The sequence below is a fragment of the Halobellus rufus genome (genome assembly GCF_000739575.1).
GTDB lineage: Archaea > Halobacteriota > Halobacteria > Halobacteriales > Haloferacaceae > Haloquadratum > Haloquadratum rufum.
Genome location: NZ_BBJO01000031.1, coordinates 17,133 through 32,936 on the forward strand (window position 1 = coordinate 17,133; position 15,804 = coordinate 32,936).

A 15,804-nucleotide genomic window follows, 5' to 3' on the forward strand; every position below is an offset into this window, starting at 1 on the left:
GGTGAATCCGAGGTCAAGAACTGTCGTATAAATGAGGTAGTGGTTCCTGGGTCGGAGTGCAATGAACCGAAACGCAATCGCGAGCGTGCTCGTCGCGTCCCTCGTCCTCTTAGCCGGTTGTTCCGGCGGGATGAGCGGGTCGCCCTCCACCGCGATGGACGGCGGGACCGCGGACGGAGAGTCGACCGCCGGCGCCGCGGACGGGTCGACCGGCACGGTGAACCTCTACATCAGCGACGAACAGAACGCGATCAGTGACTTCGAACACCTCAACGTCACGATCTCGAAGGTGGGGCTGAAGCCCGCCGGTGACGTCGACGCCGATGAGGAAGACGGCGAGGCGGCGGACGACAGTGAGGAAGAATCGGACGATAGCGACGACGAATCGGACGACGGCGACGACGAATCGGACGACGGCGACGAGACGACCGAGACCGCCGAACCCGATGACGGCAACGAGACTGCGGACGCGGACGAAACGTCGACCGCCGTCGAAGAGGGTGACGGTGACGACGACGCCGAGGACGACGCTGAGGCAGACGACGACGCCGAAGCGGACGAGGACGACGACGCCGAAGACGGCGAGTGGGTCGAGTACGAGGTCGACAACCGGACGGTCGACCTGACGCGCCTGCAGGGCGCGAACGCCACGCAGCTTTCGACGCTCGACGTCCCGAACGGCACCTACGAGAAGGTGTTCGTCTACGTCTCGGAGGTCGACGGCACGCTGAAAGACGGCAGCGACCAGCGCGTGAAACTGCCGAGCGGCAAACTCCAGTTGAACTCCGAGTTCACGGTCGGTGACGGCGAGTCCGTCGACTTCGTCTTCGACATCACCGCCGTGAAGGCCGGACAGAGCGGGAAGTACATCCTCAAGCCGGTGATCTCCGAATCCGGCACCGACGTCGAAATCGAACGCGTCGACGACGATGACGACGACCGCGAGGACGAACGCGAGCGCGACGACGACGCCGAGTCGATGCTGAATGCGACCTTCGTCGACGACGTCGCCCCCGGCGAGAACGCCACGCTGAGCGTGACGGAGAACGGCTCCGCGGTCGCGAACGCGACCGTCGACGTCGACGACGGTCCGAGCGGGACGACCGACGCGAACGGCGAGTACGTCGTTTCGATCCCCGACGACGCCGAGGAACTCGAAGTGACGGTCGCCCACGAGGGCGCCGAGACCGAGTTGGAGTTCGAGTTCGACGAGGCCGAGGAAGACGGTACGGACGACGACACCGACGGACAGACCGAACAGGGACAGTCGGCGCAGTCAACGGCGAACGCATAGCCGACGCGTCGACCGGGATCGGTCGGTTTCTCACGTACTCTGTTCTTTTCAGTGCGACGTCGTGAGCGGCTCTCCGCCGCTCGTTACTCGATCGAGCGCCGTCGCTGGCGACGAGAATACGGTATGAATGGTGGACAGCGAGATTGCCCGGCGTTCCGGCACGGGGAGTCCCAGTCGCCTCCTCCACCCCGCGATCCTCCGAGCGACGAACGTTCGCAGGTCCGCTGCTCGCTTCCGCGCCTGGCGGGGTGCCGGCGACGAATCACCTCGAGCCGACCCTGCGGCCGGTGTCGGTGAACCGCCGTCCCCGAAGGACGAGGTTTCTACGTTGGCTTCCGGGGCCCGCGTCGGTCTGACCGGACGCCCTCGGTTTCGGTCCCCGCTGAAGGCCAAAGATGCGGGTGGAGAGCAGGGCCTAGCTGCCCGACCTAGTCCGTGTCGAGATAGTCCGGGGCCACATAAGGGGCTTTCGACTCACTCACCTCGTGATCGGGGGACGCCGCGCGGGTCCTCGGCCACGCGGGAGAGTCGGTTCCGCCCCGCGACCGACCGCCGCTCTCCTCTCACTCCAGGATCGCTCGCGCGTACGCGCCGGTGAGGACGGCGACGAGTGCGGCGCTCCCGACGACGACCCAGCGGTGGTTCTCGATCCACGCGTACTCCGCGGGGAAGCTGAAGAGGAGCGTCGAGTCGATCGAGAGCGCCCAGACGAGCGAGAACAGGAGCATCGCGAGCCCGGCCACGAGCGCGACGCCCGAGAGCGTGACCGGGTCCGAGCGCTCCTGTGCGCCCGCGAGGAGGACGATCACGGTGAACAGCGCGAGCGCGCCGACGATCGAGACGCCGAAGGGGCCGGCCGCGTAGTACGCCGCCACCCCGGTTCCCGACGTAGTGATCACGAGCGCGGGTGCGAACACCGCCACCGCGAGGAGAAGACACGCCACTGCGCCGACCTTCGGAGCGACTGCGTCCAGATCCACGTCCATATCGGTGAGTCCACGCGGCGGGAGTGTAATAGTGACTATACGCGCTTCGGGAGACGCCAGCGCGTCTCGGACCGCTCGGTCGCCCGTCCCTCGGACGCTCGACTTCCCCGAAAGGGAAACCGGTAAGCCACCGCCCCATCGTGTGTGACTATGGAGCGCGTAGCGATCATCGGCGCGTCGATGACCCAGTTCGGGCAGCGCGAGGAGTGGATCCGCGAACTGCTCGCGGAGGCCGGTCGCGCCTGTCTCGACGACGCTGGCGTCGCACCCGACGCGGTCGAACACCTGTACGTCTCGAATATGGCCAGCGGGGAGTTCGAGGGCCAGACCGGGGTCCCGAACGCCCTCGCGCACGACCTCTCGGCGGTCCCGGCCTACACGGCCCGGATCGACCAGACGTCCTCTTCCGGCGGCGCGGGCGTCTACGCCGCCTGGCAGTCTGTCGCCTCGGGAGCTCCGAGATGACGCTTCTCGTCGGCGGCGAGAAGATGACGCACCGCTCGACGGCCGAGGCGACGGACGTCATCGCCTCACTGACCCATCCCGTCGAGTACAAACACGGCGTGACGCTGCCCTCGTTCGCTGGACTCACCGCGCGGCACTACCTCGACAAGTACGACGCCCCGCGGGAGTCGCTCGGGAAGGTCGCGGTCAAGAACCACAAGAACGGCGTCGACAACCCCCACGCGCAGTTCCGCAAGGAAGTCGATCTCGACACGGTGCTCGAATCGCCGATCGTCGCCGATCCGCTCAGGCTCTACGATTTCTGCCCCATCACCGACGGCTCGGCGGCGCTGATGTTCTGCCCCGAGTCGGTCGCCCGCGAGTACGCGGACGACTACGCCGTGATCTCGGGCATCGGCGGCGCGACGGACACCCACGTCGTCCACGAGCGCGCGGACCCGACGACGATGGGCGGCGTCGTCCACTCCTCCGAGCAGGCCTACGAGATGGCCGACATCGGCCCCGACGACGTCGACGTCGCGGAGCTGCACGATATGTTCACCATCCTCGAGTTCCTCCAGTCCGAAGACCTCGGCTTCTTCGAGAAGGGCGAGGGCTGGAAGGCCGTCGAGGAGGGCGTCACCGATCGCGACGGCGAATTGCCGATCAACACGTCCGGCGGGCTCAAATCGAAGGGACACCCCCTCGGGGCCTCCGGGGTGGCACAGGTGTACGAGGTCTACAAGCAGGTCGTCGGCGAGGCCGGGGCGCGACAGGTCGACGCCGAGACGGGACTGGCCTGCAACGTCGGCGGGTTCGGCAACTGCGTGACCACCGCGATTCTGGAGGGGCGACAATGAGCGACGACGGCAACGAATCTACACCCGACACGACTGAACGGACGATGGAGGCGTACCGCTACCCCGACGGCAGCATCACCTACCCGGGCCACCCGCTCGGTCCCGGCGGACAGGAGCCGACCGGCACCGTCGACCTCAGCGAGTACGCTGCCGAGGTGATCACGTGGACGACGTCGACGGCGACACCGCCCGGCGTCCGCGAGCCGAACACGCTCGCGATCGTCGAGTTCGACGTTGACGGCGAACCCGTCCGCGCGATCGGCCAGGTCACGACCGACGAGGTCGAGGTCGGCGACGAGGTCCGCCCCGTCTACTGCGAGGAACTCCGCGAACCCGGCGCGGGCATCCGAGAGCCCGCCAGCCAGGAGTGGGACGGCTTCCGGTTCGAGCCGACCGAGTAGCCCGTTCGGGCCGACCGGGTGCGACCCGGCCGGTCGGAGCCGCTCACCACCCACGTTTTTGCCGTCGCCGTCCGTCAATTCGCGTATGAGCCTCGACTACCGGCGACTCGGATCGACCGGCACGAAGGTATCGGAACTCTGCTTCGGCACGTGGCGCTTCGGCCGCGAGACCGACGGCGTCGTGGAGACGGAGAAGTCGGACGCCCACGAACTGCTCGACGCGTTCGCCGAGCGCGGCGGCAACTTCATCGACACCGCGAACGTCTACGGCACGCCGAGCGGCCGCAGCGAGTCCTGGATCGGCGACTGGCTCGACGAACGGGACCGCTCAGACTACGTCGTCGCCTCGAAGGTGTACTTCGGCTTCGACCCCGACAACCCGAACGGGTCGGGGCTCTCTCGCACGCACATCCGCAACCAGATCGAGGGGACGCTCGACCGACTCGGAACCGACTACCTCGACCTCTACTACATCCACCGCTGGGACGAGGAGACGCCGATCGAGGAGACGCTCTCGACGCTGAACCGACTCGTCGAGGAGGGGAGAGTCAACTACCTCGGCGCGTCGACGATGGCCGCCTGGCAGCTCACGAAGGCGCTCTGGAAGTCCGACGTCAACGACTGGGAGCGCTTCGAGGTCACCCAGCCGCTGTTCCACGCGGGCTACTACGAGGACGTCGAGGAGTACCTCGACGTCTGCGGCGATCAGGACCTCGCCGTCTGTCCGTACTCGCCGCTCGCCGGCGGGTTCCTCACGGGCAAGTACGAGCGGGCCGACCCCGACGACCCGACGGAGGTGATCGCGCCGGACGGCTCGCGCGGCTCGATGGACGAGCAGTTCAGCGACTACTACCTCTCCGCGCGCGGCTGGGAGGTCCTCGACGCCGTCCGGTCGGTCGCCGACGAGGTCGACGCCTCGCCCGCGCAGGTCGCGCTCCGCTGGCTGATGGACTACCCGGACGCGACGGTCGTGCCGATCGTCGGCGCGCGGACGGTCGACCAACTCGACGAGAACCTCGGCGCGGCCGACGTCGACCTGAGCCACGACCAGTGGAACCGCATCTTCGCCGCGCGCTACGACGACGAGGGCCGGCGCTGGGGCCACCGCGACTGAGGCTCCGCCGCGGTATCGTCGGCGACGTCGTGCCGATTTCAGACCGCGTCGCGAACGCGACGGGTGATCTCGTCGACGTCGTAGTCGTCCTCGGCTTTGTCCCAGACGACGTCCCCGTCGACGGCGACCGTCAGAACCCCGTGGTCGCCGGTCACGAGCGCGACGCGGTCCAATCGATCGCCGAACTGTTCGAGCAGCGCGTGTTGGATGTCCTCCGCGCGTTCGAGGAAGCCGCAGGGCACGCAGTACTCGATTTCGATGGCCGTCATACACGTCTCTTCGGCCCAAACCGGAATAAGCGCGTTGCGTCTGTCGGCGGCGGTCGAACAGCCGATCGCAGATGCGACGACAGGTTTTTACTCATCTATCGTTAATAACTAATTTGGTATGTGTTACCATTCCCGGCGGCGGGAGGCGCTGGCGAGGTTGGAACACGAGACTGGCCTGCGAGAAGCGGCGGACCGGACTGACCGAGCCGAGGCACGCGAACTACGCGAGGATGCGGACGCGGGCGCCGACGAAGAGCATTGCCCGGAGCGGGCGGCTCCAGACCGGACGCGACGTCCCGAACCGGTGGGCTTCGCCTGAGGCCCCGTTCGACCTCGGCCGCACCCGATCATTTTTCCGACGGCCCGAAGTGGCTCCCGACGAGCGGCCGCCAGTACAGGAGCGCGACCGTCACGAGGAAGACGACGGTGGAGATGTCGTAGGAGAAGTCGAACGTGGCGGCGACGAGCGCCGAGCCGCCGCCGGCGACGCCCGAGAGCAGCGACGCGAGGATCGGCCACGAGCAGGAGACGCAGGAGAAGAGACCGACGATCCCGGAGACGGCCGCTCCGGCGGCGTCGATCACGGTCGCGTAGACGAGATACCCGAGCGCGAGGTACCCGACGACGCGGGCCGGCATCAACACGAGCGCCGCCCACGGCGTCGAGAACACGGGCGCGGGGCCCCAACCGGGCGCGAGGTCGCCAGCCGGACGCCGAACTCGCCCGCTCCGGGACGCATTGCGGTGACGACGACGCCGCCGGCGACCGCGAGCACGACGACGTAGAGCCCGGCGATCGCCAGCGCTCGACGCCGCGTCCGTTCGTCGGTCGGTGCGGGATCCGTCTTCCAGAAGACGAGGACGCCGACGAAGACCCACAGCAGGCCGTAGAGCGCGTAGCGGGGCTGGGTGACCGTGATGCCCGCGAACAGGAGGTACGCGACGGCCAGCGCGGCCAGCGTGTTGCCGAGGAGCGCCCCGTAGAGCAGGTCCCGGGTGTCGACGCCGCGGGCCCGCGTGGCGACCGACATCTACACCACCAGCGCGTCGACGACGACGGCGAGCAGCAGCGCCCCGAGGTAGGCGTTCGACGCGTGGAACGAGCGGAACGCCGCGGACTCGTCCCGCTCGTAGTGCAGGCGGACCGCGAAGTACAGGAACAGGCCGCCGAAGACGACGCTCGTGAGCGCGTACAGCAGACCGAGAGCCTCCATCGACGCCAGCGCGCCCGCGGCGACGAGCGTGGCCGCGAGGTACCACAGGACGTGCTTTCGAGTCTCGGTCTCACCGCGCACCACGGGCATCATCGGGAAGCCGCCGCGCTCGTAGTCGTCCTTGTACGCCAGCGCGAGGTTGTAGAAGTGCGCGGGCGTCCACAGGAAGATGATCGCCGCGAGCGCCAGCCCGCCGAGGCCGATCTCGCCGGTGACGGCCGCCCAGCCGATCAGCGCCGGGAGCGCGCCGGCCGCGCCGCCGATGACCGTGTTCTGGACCGTGTTGGGCTTGAGAAGCAGCGTGTAGACGACGCTGTAGAACAGGATCGCCGCCACGCCGAGGACGGCCGCGAGGACGTTGACCCACGCGAACAGCGCGATCGAACCGGCCGCCAAGAGGAGGCCGAACGCCAGCGCGTTCCGGACCGGGACGAGGTCGGTCGCGAGCGGCCGGTCGCTGGTCCGCTGCATTCTTCGATCGATGTCGCGCTCGAAGACGTGGTTGAACGTCCCCGACGCCCCGATCGAGAGGACGCCGCCGCCGAGCGTCGCGAGCACGACGGGTACTGTCAGCCCGCTCGCAGTCGTCGCCGCCAGCGCCATCCCCGCGGCCGCGACCAGACAGAGCAGCCACATCAGGCGGGGCTTGGTCAATCGGAGATACGCCTTCCCCGTCGCGACGAGTCGCTCCCGGCGGTCGGTCGGAATTTCCGGTTCGTACGTCGCCTCCAGCGGCGGCGAGAGGTCGACGCCGTCGACCGGCTCCTCGTTCGGATCGCCGGTCTCGGACTCCAGCGTCCACGCGAGCGCGGCCACGAGCGAGGCGAAGATCGCCATCCCGACGGTCAAGTGGACCGCCGACAGCGTCGCGCTCGCGCCGTCGACCGCGACGAACGCGCCGAGGGCAGCCTGCACGGGGTAGAGCGTGCCGGCCAGAAGCATCGATCCGAGGACGCGGCGGTCCACGTTCGCTCGGACGCCCGAAAGCAGCGTCGCGACACCGAGCAGTCCGACCGCGACCGCGGCGAGCCGGTGGCCCAGCGCGAGCCAGCCGACCGTCGAGTCCGGCGTCGTCCACCCGTTCCCGCAGGCGGGCCAAGCTGCACACGACGCCGCGGCGTCCGTCAGCGCGGTCGTCGCGCCGACGAGCAAGAGGAGATAGACGCCGATAGCCGTCGCCGCGAGCAGGCCGTGAAACCGGTTGTGAGTTGTGGTCGACGCCACGAAATGCACCTACGGGCCGTTAGGAATCGCCGTACTTAGAAACCTCGCTTTCGGCGGGAGTCAGGGGCTCCCGAACGGGCGAACCGATGGCGAAAGTCAGCAACTATTTACGTTCCTCTTCCTAACCTCGGACCGATGCGAAAGACGCGTTTGGCACTCGTTTCACTGCTCACGGTCCTGGTGGCGGGCCTCGCTGCGGACCCGGTCGCCGCGCAGGCGTCCGCCAGCGCGGAGCTCATCAACGGGCTCAACGGGAAGCTGCTGTACATCGCCGTTCCCGTGACGCTCCTCGTCGAGGGCATTCTGATCTACACGATCGTAAAGTTCCGGAACAACGACGACCCCTCCCCGACCAAGGAGAACCGTCGCCTGGAGATCACCTGGACGATCGCGACGGCGATCATCCTGCTCTTCGTCGGCGTCGCCTCCTACGGCGTGCTCGCCAACGAGAACGTCGCCGGCGCGCCGCAGGTCGAAGACGCCTCCGGCGACCCGGTCGTCGTCCACGCTGAGGCGTACCAGTGGGGCTGGGAGATGTCTTACCCCGAGAGCGGCAACTTCTCCACCGGCACCGAGATCGTCGTGCCGAAGGACCGCCCGGTCGTGATCGAGGTGACCTCGCGGGACGTCATCCACGGCTTCCACGTGCCGGAAATGGCGATGAAGGTGGACGCGATGCCCGGCCAGGTGAACACGATCAAGACCGTCCCGTACGAGGAGGGCACCTACCAGGGCTACTGCACTGAGTACTGCGGCGTCGCCCACTCGCAGATGTACTTCACCGTCGACGTCGTCTCACAGGACGAGTACCAAGACTGGCTCGACGAGCAGCAGAGCAGCGAATAACGCGTTCGCCCCGGCGGCGGACGAACGTCTCTTCTCGGTTTCTGTTTCGATCCCGACGGCCCGCGGCTACTCGTCGCTCTCGCAGCCGCGCGATTCGAGGATCCGATCGACGATCCGGCCGGTCGAGAGCAGTTCCTCCTCGTAGCGCTTCTCCCTGGGCGTCGCGCGCGTCACTTCGCAGTCGATCCCGCGGGCGGCGAGCGCCTCGCGGATGGCGTCGTCGTCGTGGTGTTGATCGTGGCCGAGAACGATCACGTCGGGGTCGATGCGCTCGATCGGCACGAAGATGTCCTCGGTGTGACCAAGGTGTGCTTCGGTCACGACGCCGAGGGCGTCGATGACGTCGCGGCGCTGTCGGTCGGGGAGGACGGGCGGTTCCTTGTGGGTGACGTTCTGCCGCCGGGCGACGATGACGTGCAGTTCCTCGCCCAGCGCGGCGGCCTCGGAGAGGTAGTGGACGTGTCCGGGGTGGACGAGGTCGAACGTCCCCTGCGCGACGACGCGTCGGGTCAAAAGCGGTCCCCTCCGAAGTCGGTCTCGGTGTAGTCGACGTCGAGGTCCGCCTCGGTGAAGTCGAAGAACTCCTCGGGCTCCGGGAGGTCGACGTCGAGCACCTCGAGGTCGCGGACGTCGCCGTTCTGGTCGAACGCCTTCCAGTCGTCCGGTCCGTACGGGTGCCCGAGGATGATGTGGACTTCGCCCTGCCCGAACGTGTCGAGGTCGGCGTCGCTCGGCCGCAGGACGCCGTTCGGGTGCGAGTGGATCGACCCCACCGCGCGGCGGTCGTTCGGGATCATGTTGTTGTCGACGGTGGCGCTCACCGGGTTCGAGCGCGTCCCCGGGACGATCAACACCTCGGTGATGACCGTGCCGGAGCGGTCCAGATCGAAGTTGCGGGCGTCCTCGCCGCGGAGAAACCCCATGTACTCGTTCGGGTGGGTCTCCTGGGAGGCCTCCCGCGCGAAGTCGAGCGCGTCCTTTGCGATGCCGAGGACGCCGCTCGACCGGAAGAGTCGCATAGCCGGATTTCGGGTTCGTCTCCTTCTAAAGCTTTCGAGGCCGACGGGAGCGCGCTATCAGACCCCCAGTGGATAGCCAGCAGAACGCGCCCGGACGCCACCGAGCGGGCCGGACGTGCTGGACGCCCGCAGCCGATTGTAAAGTCTTAACCGCCACGCACCACTTTTCGCCAGTATGACTGCCGAGAACGCCGGGGATTCCGGCGGCGAGTCCGCTCCGGATTCGGAGGGCGACTCGCGACCTGTCGTCTACGATCTCGCACCGAACTGCACGCTCGAAGACGTCGAAGCGGGCGCGAACTACCACGCCGTCGTCAACGGCGTCGTCGAGTACGGCATCTTCGTCGACGTCTCCGACGAGGTGTCGGGGCTCGTCCACGAGTCGAACCTGAGCCGCTCCTACGAGGTCGGCGACCGCCTGACCGTGACGCTCGAGGAGGTCAAGGAGAACGGCGACATCGCGTTCGACGTCTTCGAGGAGTCGACCTACCAGACGGTCGTCGTCGACCACGAACCCGACATCACGCCGATCGAGGAACTGAGCGCGGGCGACACCGTCCACGTCGAGGGGCAGGTCGCACAGATCAAGCAGACGGGCGGCCCGACGCTCTTCCGCGTCGTCGACGAGACCGGCATCGTCTCCGCGGCGGCGTTCCGAGAGGCCGGCGTCCGCGCGTTCCCCGCGGTCGACGTCGAGGACGTCGTCCGCGTCGGCGGCACCGTCGAGTCCCACGACGGCTCCGTCCAGATCGAGGTCGATTCGCTGACTCGCCTCGACGACGAGGACGCGACGGAAGCCCGCCAGCGACTCGACGCCGCCCTCGACGAGCGCGCCGCCCCGCCGAGCGTCGAGCCGCTCGTGGAGTGGCCCGCCTTCGAGAAACTCCGAGACGACCTCGAAGCGCTCGCGGGGCTGCTCCGCCGGACGGTCCTCGAGGGGCGGCCGATCCGCGTCCGACACCACGCCGACGGCGACGGGATGTGCGCGTCGGTGCCGGTCCAACTGGCGCTGGAGAACTTCATCGAGTCCGTCCACGACGACGAGGACGCCTCCCGGCACCTCGTCAAGCGGCTCCCCTCGAAAGCGCCCTTCTACGAGATGGAGGACGTCACGCGCGATCTGAACTTCGCGCTGGAGGGTCGCGCCCGACACGGCCAGCGGCTCCCCTTCCTGCTGATGCTCGACAACGGGTCGACGGAGGAGGACGTCCCCGCCTACGAGAACCTCGCGCACTACGATATGCCGATCGCGGTCGTCGACCACCACCACCCCGACCCCGAGGCCGTCGAGGACCTCCTCGACGCGCACGTCAACCCCTATCTGTACGACGAGGACTACCGGATCACCACCGGGATGATGTGCGTCGAACTCGCGCGGATGATCGATCCCGACCTCACGGACGAACTGCGGCACGTCCCCGCGGTCGCGGGCCTGGCCGACCGCTCGAAGGCCGGCGCGATGGAGAAGTACATCGCGCTCGCGGAGGCGGAGGGCTACGACCGCGACCGCCTGCTCGACGTCGGTGAGGCGCTCGACTACGCCGCCCACTGGCTGCGCTACAACGACGGGCAGTCGCTCGTCAACGACGTCCTCAACGTCGGCTGCGACGACGAGTCCCGCCACCGGGAACTCGTCGAGTTCCTCGCGACGCGCGCCGAGCGCGACGTGGAACGGCAGATGGACGCCGCCGCGCCGCACCTCGAACACGAGCGGCTCGACTCTGACGCGCACCTCTACACGGTCGACCTCGACGAGTGGGCCCACCGCTTCACGTACCCTGCGCCGGGGAAGACGACCGGCAAGCTCCACGACCGGAAGGTCCGCGAGCACGGCGAACCGGTCATCACGATCGGCTACGGGCCGGACTTCGCGGTCCTGCGCTCGGACGGCGTCCGCCTCGACATCCCGCGGATGGTCGCCGAACTGAACGAGGAGGTCGTCGGCGGCGGCGTCTCCGGCGGCGGCCACCTCGTCGTCGGCTCGATCAAGTTCGTCAAGGGGATGCGCGAGGAGGTCATCGACAGCCTCGTCGAGAAGATGGCCGAGGCCGAACTCGACGAGGAGCTCTCCTCGCAGGCGATCGTCGACACCGAAGTCTGAGACCGCGTCCGCAGCGCTCTTCTCACTCGAACCTCACCGTCCGCCGGAGCAGCGACCCCGCGATCGCGACGCCCGACAGCGCGCCGAGCGCCAGCGTCGTCCGTGTCTTCCAGTCCGAGTCGGGTGCGGTCTGTCTCCCGTTTCCGGCCGACGCCGCCCAGTCGGCCTCGAACGTCTCCCCGTAGTACGCCGCCGGCTCCGCCCCCACCAGTGCGAGCACGACCTCCCGGTTCTCCGTCGTCGCGTGCGCGTTCCAGTTGAGACTGCGACCAGCACCGTCTCGCGGTCGATCACCGCGCCCTTGGCGTGGACCTTCCCGAAGCGGCCACTCGGCTCGGCGATCCGCGCTTCGATGGGTACCCCTCGCTCGCGCAGCGCGTCTACCCGCTCGACAACCCTCCGGTTCGCGTCTCGATCGTACCACGCGTTCGAGAGGAGGACACGGACGCGAACGCCCCGCTCGGCGGCGTCGACGAGCGCGGCGAAGTACGCGCCGTCGGGATCGAGCCGCGGCGTGAGGACGTCGATGCGCCGCTCCGCGCCGGCGATCGATCCCCGAACCGCGCAGCCCGCGTTCCCGGGCGCGGTCAGGACGCGAACCCCCTCGACGTCGACCGCCCGCGGCTCGAACTCGGCGTCGAACGATCCGCTCGCTGCCGACTCCTCGACGAAAGTGGCGTTCGCTCGGTACCGACGCCACGGGACGGCGTCGATCCCGTCGGCGTCGTGAGCGAAGACGGCGGCCAGCTCGTCGGCGGTCGCCTCGGAATCGACGCGCACGCCCCAGCCGCGGCTGCTTCGGCCGCCGGTCCCCGAGGGCTTCCAGTTCTCCGTCATCACCAGCGCCGCGTCGTCTGCGACGGCGTACTTGGGGTGGTGGAAGACGTACCGCGCGTGCGGACCGCCGATCACCCGGACGTCGACCCCGCCGGCGACGAGTCGGTCGAGCCGCTCGCGCTGGGCGGTCGTCATCCCGCCGACGGGCCCGCCCTCCAGCAGCACGCGGACCCGAACGCCGCGGTCGGCGGCATCGACGAGCGAGTCGGTCGCCCGCACGGAGGTGAACGTGTACCCAGCGAGGAGCACTCGCTCGTCGGCGCGTTCGAGCGTCTCGGTGGGCACGCCGGGCGCGTCCGGGAGGACGAACGCCGTCGCGGTCGCGGGGCCGGTCGCGACGACCGGACGCGGCGTCAGCCCCCGCGGCGTCCACTCGCCCGTCGAGGCGTTCAGCCGCTCGCCCTCGTTCGCCCGCTCGTATTCGAGTCGGTCGACCACGGCTCCGTCGCGTCGGAGTTCGAGCGTCTCGCCGGCGTTCGAGAGATAGAGCCCGGCCTCTGCGACGGGGACGTCGACGAGTTCGCGCGTCGCGTTCGGCGTCGCGGAGAGGGCCACGACGTCGTCCGGCGGGACCGAGACGGTCGTCTCTCCGTCCGACAGCGTCAGGTTCGGCGCGCCCGCGGCGTCGACGACGACGTGCTCGCCGGCGTCGCCCTCGGCGACCGGGTCCGGGAAGACGGCGACGATCCGGGGTCCGTCGTTTGAGGAGTCCTGCACTCCCGCGTCGGTCCCGACGCCCTGCGTTCCGGCGTCGGCGGAAACGACACCCGCGGACGGGACTACCGCGAGCGCGACGACGACTGCGAGGAGGAACGCGCGCACAGCGCGGTCGCTCGGCGGCCGCGTCGCTTCGGGGTCGAGACGGCCCTGTCGCAGTCGGGGTGACACGGGGCGTCTGGCACCCCGATCGGATATAAACTCGTGGGCGGAGAAGCGCGGAGCGGTCCCTTACGCGGTGGGCGCTTCGGCGTCGCCTTCGCCGAGGGCCTCCGCGGCGAGTTCGGCCTCGTGCTGGACGAGATACGAGTGCTCGTCGGTGTACTCCGCGACGGCTTCGAGTGCGTCCTCGGTACCGATCTGGCGGAGCGCCCACGCGGCGGCCGCTCGGACGGTGTCGCTGTCGTCTTCGGCGAGCGTGTCCACGAGCGGGTCGACGGCCCGCGTGTCGCCGATCAGCCCGAGCGAGCGGGCGACGTACGGCCGGACGTTGTCGTTGTCCATCTCGAGTTTGTCAGCGATCGCCTGCGTCGCCTCGGTCGAGCCGATCTCGCCGAGCGCGCGGAGCGTCACCTTCTGCAGCGCCGGGTCGGAGTCGGCGTCGACGTACTCGACGAGCGTCTCGACGGCCTCCTCGGCGTCCGCGCCCATCCGGCCGAGCGCCGTGATCGCGGGCTTGTCGCGGCGCTGGGCGAGTTCGTGCATCTCCTCGAACGCCTCGGGGTTCGCCATCCGGATCAGCGCGTCCATACAGTGCTCCTGCATGAACTCCGACTGGAGGCTGTCCTTCGCGAGTAAGATCATGTCGACGCGGTCGCGCTTCTCCCACTCCTTCAGCGCCGACAGCTCCGGCGGGTAGTCCTTGTAGTGCCCGAGGACGTCGTAGAAGCCCTCCGCCCGCAGCTGCTCGTTCGTCTCGAGGTCGTCCCACTCCTGGGCGTCTTCGAGTCCCGCTTCGAGTTCCTCGGTCGCCTCCAGGAGCGACGCGATCGTGTCGGCGTCCTCGTCGGCGTCGAGATCCGCGCCCTCGACGGCCTCGATCGCGGCGTCGAGAGCGGCGACGAGCGCGTCCTCCTGTTCCTCGCCGCTCGCGTCCTCCTCCACGGCGACGTCGGCGTCGAGCGTGGCACTGACGCTGTCGGCGAACGCCGAGACGACGTCGACGATCTCGCCCGCGCCCTGCTCGGTCCAGCGCGTGTCGGTGACGGTCGACCGGGCGGCCTCGACGTCGTCGACGACGTCGCTGGCGTAGGGGCCGCGCTGCGATTCGAGGTCGTCTCGGAGGTCCGAAACGCGCGATTCGAGTTCCTCGCGCGGGTCTTCGGCGTCCTCGTCGTCCTCGTCCGGTTCCGGCAGGTTCGCGGCGTCCAGATCCGCCTCGATCGCGTCGAGGTCGGCTTCGACGTCGTCGAGGTCGGCCTCGGTCTCGGCGTCCTCCAAGGCGGATTCGACGCCGTCGAGGCGCTCGTTCAGGGTGTCGGGCGTCACGTCTTCGGTCTCGTCGGACGCCGCCGCGTCGGAATCAGCGGCCGTCTCGTCGTCCCCGTCGCTCATATGGCTGATATCCGTCCGTACCCGAAAAGAGCGTTTCCCTTCTGGTCTCTCGTCGGGACCGGCACGTTCTAAGCCCGCGCGGCCGCATCGTCGATCGATGACGACGCCGACGGAAGACGCGATCGACGGGGTCGAGACCGACGACGCGGCCGAGGAGTGGGACTCGGACGCCTACGACGGTTCCCACGCGTTCGTCTACGAGTACGGGGAGTCCGTCGTGGACCTGCTCGATCCGACGCCGGGCGAGCGGATCCTCGATCTGGGCTGCGGCACCGGTCACCTGACCGAGCGCATCGCCGACGCGGGCGCCGAGGTGGTGGGGATCGACCAGTCGGACGAGATGATCGAGACCGCCCGGGAAACGTATCCCGACCTCGAGTTCAGACGGGCTGACGCCCGCGATTTCGACGTCGAGGAGCCCGTCGATGCGGTCTTCTCGAACGCGGCGCTGCACTGGATCGACGAGCAGGACGCCGTCACCGAGGCCGTCGCCGACGCGCTCGCCCCCGGCGGCCGCTACGTCGCCGAACTGGGCGGCAGCGGCAACGTCGCTCGCATCGTCGAGGCCGTCGCCGCGGAACTGACCGAGCGGGGCTACGAACCCGCCGCGGAGCCGTGGTACTTCCCGACGGTCGGCGAGCACGCGACGACGCTGGAAGCGCACGGCTTCGAGGTCCGCTACGCGCGGCTGTTCGATCGGCCGACCGAACTCGACGACGGCGAGGAGGGAATGGCCGCGTGGATCGGGTGTTCGGCGACCGCCTGCTCGCTGACGTCCCCGAGGACCGACGTCCGGACGTCGTCGCCGGCGTCGAGGACCGACTGCGCGAGGAACTATACGACGACGAGGCCGGCGTCTGGACCGCCGATTACCGGCGGCTCAGGTTCGTCGCAGTACGCACGTGAGCGCTGCTTGGCCTCGTTT

13 protein-coding genes, 1 other RNA gene and 3 pseudogenes are annotated in these 15,804 nt (G+C 68.8%); 8 read left to right on the forward strand and 9 right to left on the reverse strand.

Features of this window, described 5'->3' with window-relative positions; translation table 11 throughout:
• Window positions 1-61 precede the first annotated feature (61 nt).
• The gene (locus ACP99_RS13055; RefSeq protein ID WP_081927467.1) at window positions 62-1,294 is read left to right on the forward strand and encodes a DUF4382 domain-containing protein; all 1,233 of its coding nucleotides are present in this window, start codon (window positions 62-64) and stop codon (window positions 1,292-1,294) included.
• Window positions 1,295-1,422: 128 nt separating this feature from the next.
• On the opposite strand, the gene ffs is transcribed toward ACP99_RS13055, so the two are convergent.
• An RNA gene (gene ffs, locus ACP99_RS19345) (signal recognition particle sRNA) lies at window positions 1,423-1,733 on the reverse strand.
• Window positions 1,734-1,857: 124 nt separating this feature from the next.
• Window positions 1,858-2,280, reverse strand: coding sequence for a DUF7548 family protein (locus tag ACP99_RS13060; RefSeq protein ID WP_394324869.1), 423 nt, complete (start codon window positions 2,278-2,280; stop codon window positions 1,858-1,860).
• Window positions 2,281-2,430: 150 nt separating this feature from the next.
• On the opposite strand from ACP99_RS13060, the pseudogene ACP99_RS13065 reads away from it, so the two are divergent.
• The 3 genes and pseudogenes from ACP99_RS13065 to ACP99_RS13075 all read left to right on the forward strand — a co-directional run bounded on the left by ACP99_RS13065 (window position 2,431) and on the right by ACP99_RS13075 (window position 5,099).
• A pseudogene (locus ACP99_RS13065) lies at window positions 2,431-3,584 on the forward strand (thiolase family protein).
• On the forward strand, window positions 3,581-3,985 hold the full coding sequence (locus ACP99_RS13070) for an OB-fold domain-containing protein (protein WP_049987026.1): 405 nt from the start codon (window positions 3,581-3,583) through the stop codon (window positions 3,983-3,985). Before ACP99_RS13065 ends, ACP99_RS13070 begins: the two are co-directional and overlap by 4 nt.
• Before the next feature lie 85 nt (window positions 3,986-4,070).
• Window positions 4,071-5,099 carry an aldo/keto reductase gene (locus tag ACP99_RS13075; protein WP_049987027.1) on the forward strand — a complete coding sequence of 343 codons (1,029 nt, stop codon included), beginning with the start codon at window positions 4,071-4,073 and terminating at the stop codon, window positions 5,097-5,099.
• A 38-nt stretch (window positions 5,100-5,137) separates the two neighbouring features.
• Here ACP99_RS13075 and ACP99_RS13080 read toward each other — a convergent pair whose 3' ends face one another.
• Window positions 5,138-5,368 carry a SelT/SelW/SelH family protein gene (locus tag ACP99_RS13080; protein ID WP_049987028.1) on the reverse strand — a complete coding sequence of 77 codons (231 nt, stop codon included), beginning with the start codon at window positions 5,366-5,368 and terminating at the stop codon, window positions 5,138-5,140.
• Between the two features lie 118 nt (window positions 5,369-5,486).
• Here ACP99_RS13080 and ACP99_RS20060 point away from each other — a divergent pair, with 118 nt between their 5' ends.
• Complete coding sequence (locus ACP99_RS20060) at window positions 5,487-5,687, forward strand: hypothetical protein (protein ID WP_156105715.1); 201 nt, start codon at window positions 5,487-5,489, stop codon at window positions 5,685-5,687.
• 28 nt (window positions 5,688-5,715) lie between these two features.
• On the opposite strand, the pseudogene ACP99_RS13085 reads toward ACP99_RS20060, so the two are convergent.
• Window positions 5,716-6,398 (reverse strand): annotated as a pseudogene (locus ACP99_RS13085) (DUF7546 family protein).
• On the reverse strand, window positions 6,399-7,805 hold the full coding sequence (cyoE, locus tag ACP99_RS13090) for a heme o synthase (RefSeq protein WP_049987029.1): 1,407 nt from the start codon (window positions 7,803-7,805) through the stop codon (window positions 6,399-6,401).
• Between the two features lie 135 nt (window positions 7,806-7,940).
• On the opposite strand from cyoE, the gene coxB reads away from it, so the two are divergent.
• A complete protein-coding gene (gene coxB / locus ACP99_RS13095) occupies window positions 7,941-8,651 on the forward strand; it encodes a cytochrome c oxidase subunit II (protein WP_049987030.1) in 711 nt (236 codons plus the stop codon).
• Window positions 8,652-8,717: 66 nt separating this feature from the next.
• Here coxB and ACP99_RS13100 read toward each other — a convergent pair whose 3' ends face one another.
• Window positions 8,718-9,164 (reverse strand): adenylyltransferase/cytidyltransferase family protein, encoded by a 447-nt coding sequence (locus ACP99_RS13100; RefSeq protein ID WP_049987031.1) that lies wholly within the window; start codon window positions 9,162-9,164, stop codon window positions 8,718-8,720.
• A complete protein-coding gene (locus tag ACP99_RS13105) occupies window positions 9,161-9,670 on the reverse strand; it encodes a Mov34/MPN/PAD-1 family protein (protein ID WP_049987032.1) in 510 nt (169 codons plus the stop codon). Before ACP99_RS13105 ends, ACP99_RS13100 begins: the two co-directional genes overlap by 4 nt.
• Before the next feature lie 175 nt (window positions 9,671-9,845).
• On the opposite strand from ACP99_RS13105, the gene ACP99_RS13110 reads away from it, so the two are divergent.
• Window positions 9,846-11,771, forward strand: coding sequence for a DHH family phosphoesterase (locus ACP99_RS13110; protein ID WP_049987033.1), 1,926 nt, complete (start codon window positions 9,846-9,848; stop codon window positions 11,769-11,771).
• A 33-nt stretch (window positions 11,772-11,804) separates the two neighbouring features.
• On the opposite strand, the gene ACP99_RS13115 is transcribed toward ACP99_RS13110, so the two are convergent.
• Window positions 11,805-13,496 (reverse strand): phospholipase D-like domain-containing protein, encoded by a 1,692-nt coding sequence (locus tag ACP99_RS13115; RefSeq protein WP_049987034.1) that lies wholly within the window; start codon window positions 13,494-13,496, stop codon window positions 11,805-11,807.
• Between the two features lie 60 nt (window positions 13,497-13,556).
• On the reverse strand, window positions 13,557-14,879 hold the full coding sequence (locus ACP99_RS13120; protein ID WP_049987035.1) for a HEAT repeat domain-containing protein: 1,323 nt from the start codon (window positions 14,877-14,879) through the stop codon (window positions 13,557-13,559).
• A 97-nt stretch (window positions 14,880-14,976) separates the two neighbouring features.
• Between ACP99_RS13120 and ACP99_RS13125 the strand changes: the two are divergent.
• Window positions 14,977-15,785 (forward strand): annotated as a pseudogene (locus tag ACP99_RS13125) (class I SAM-dependent methyltransferase).
• Window positions 15,786-15,804: the final 19 nt, after the last annotated feature.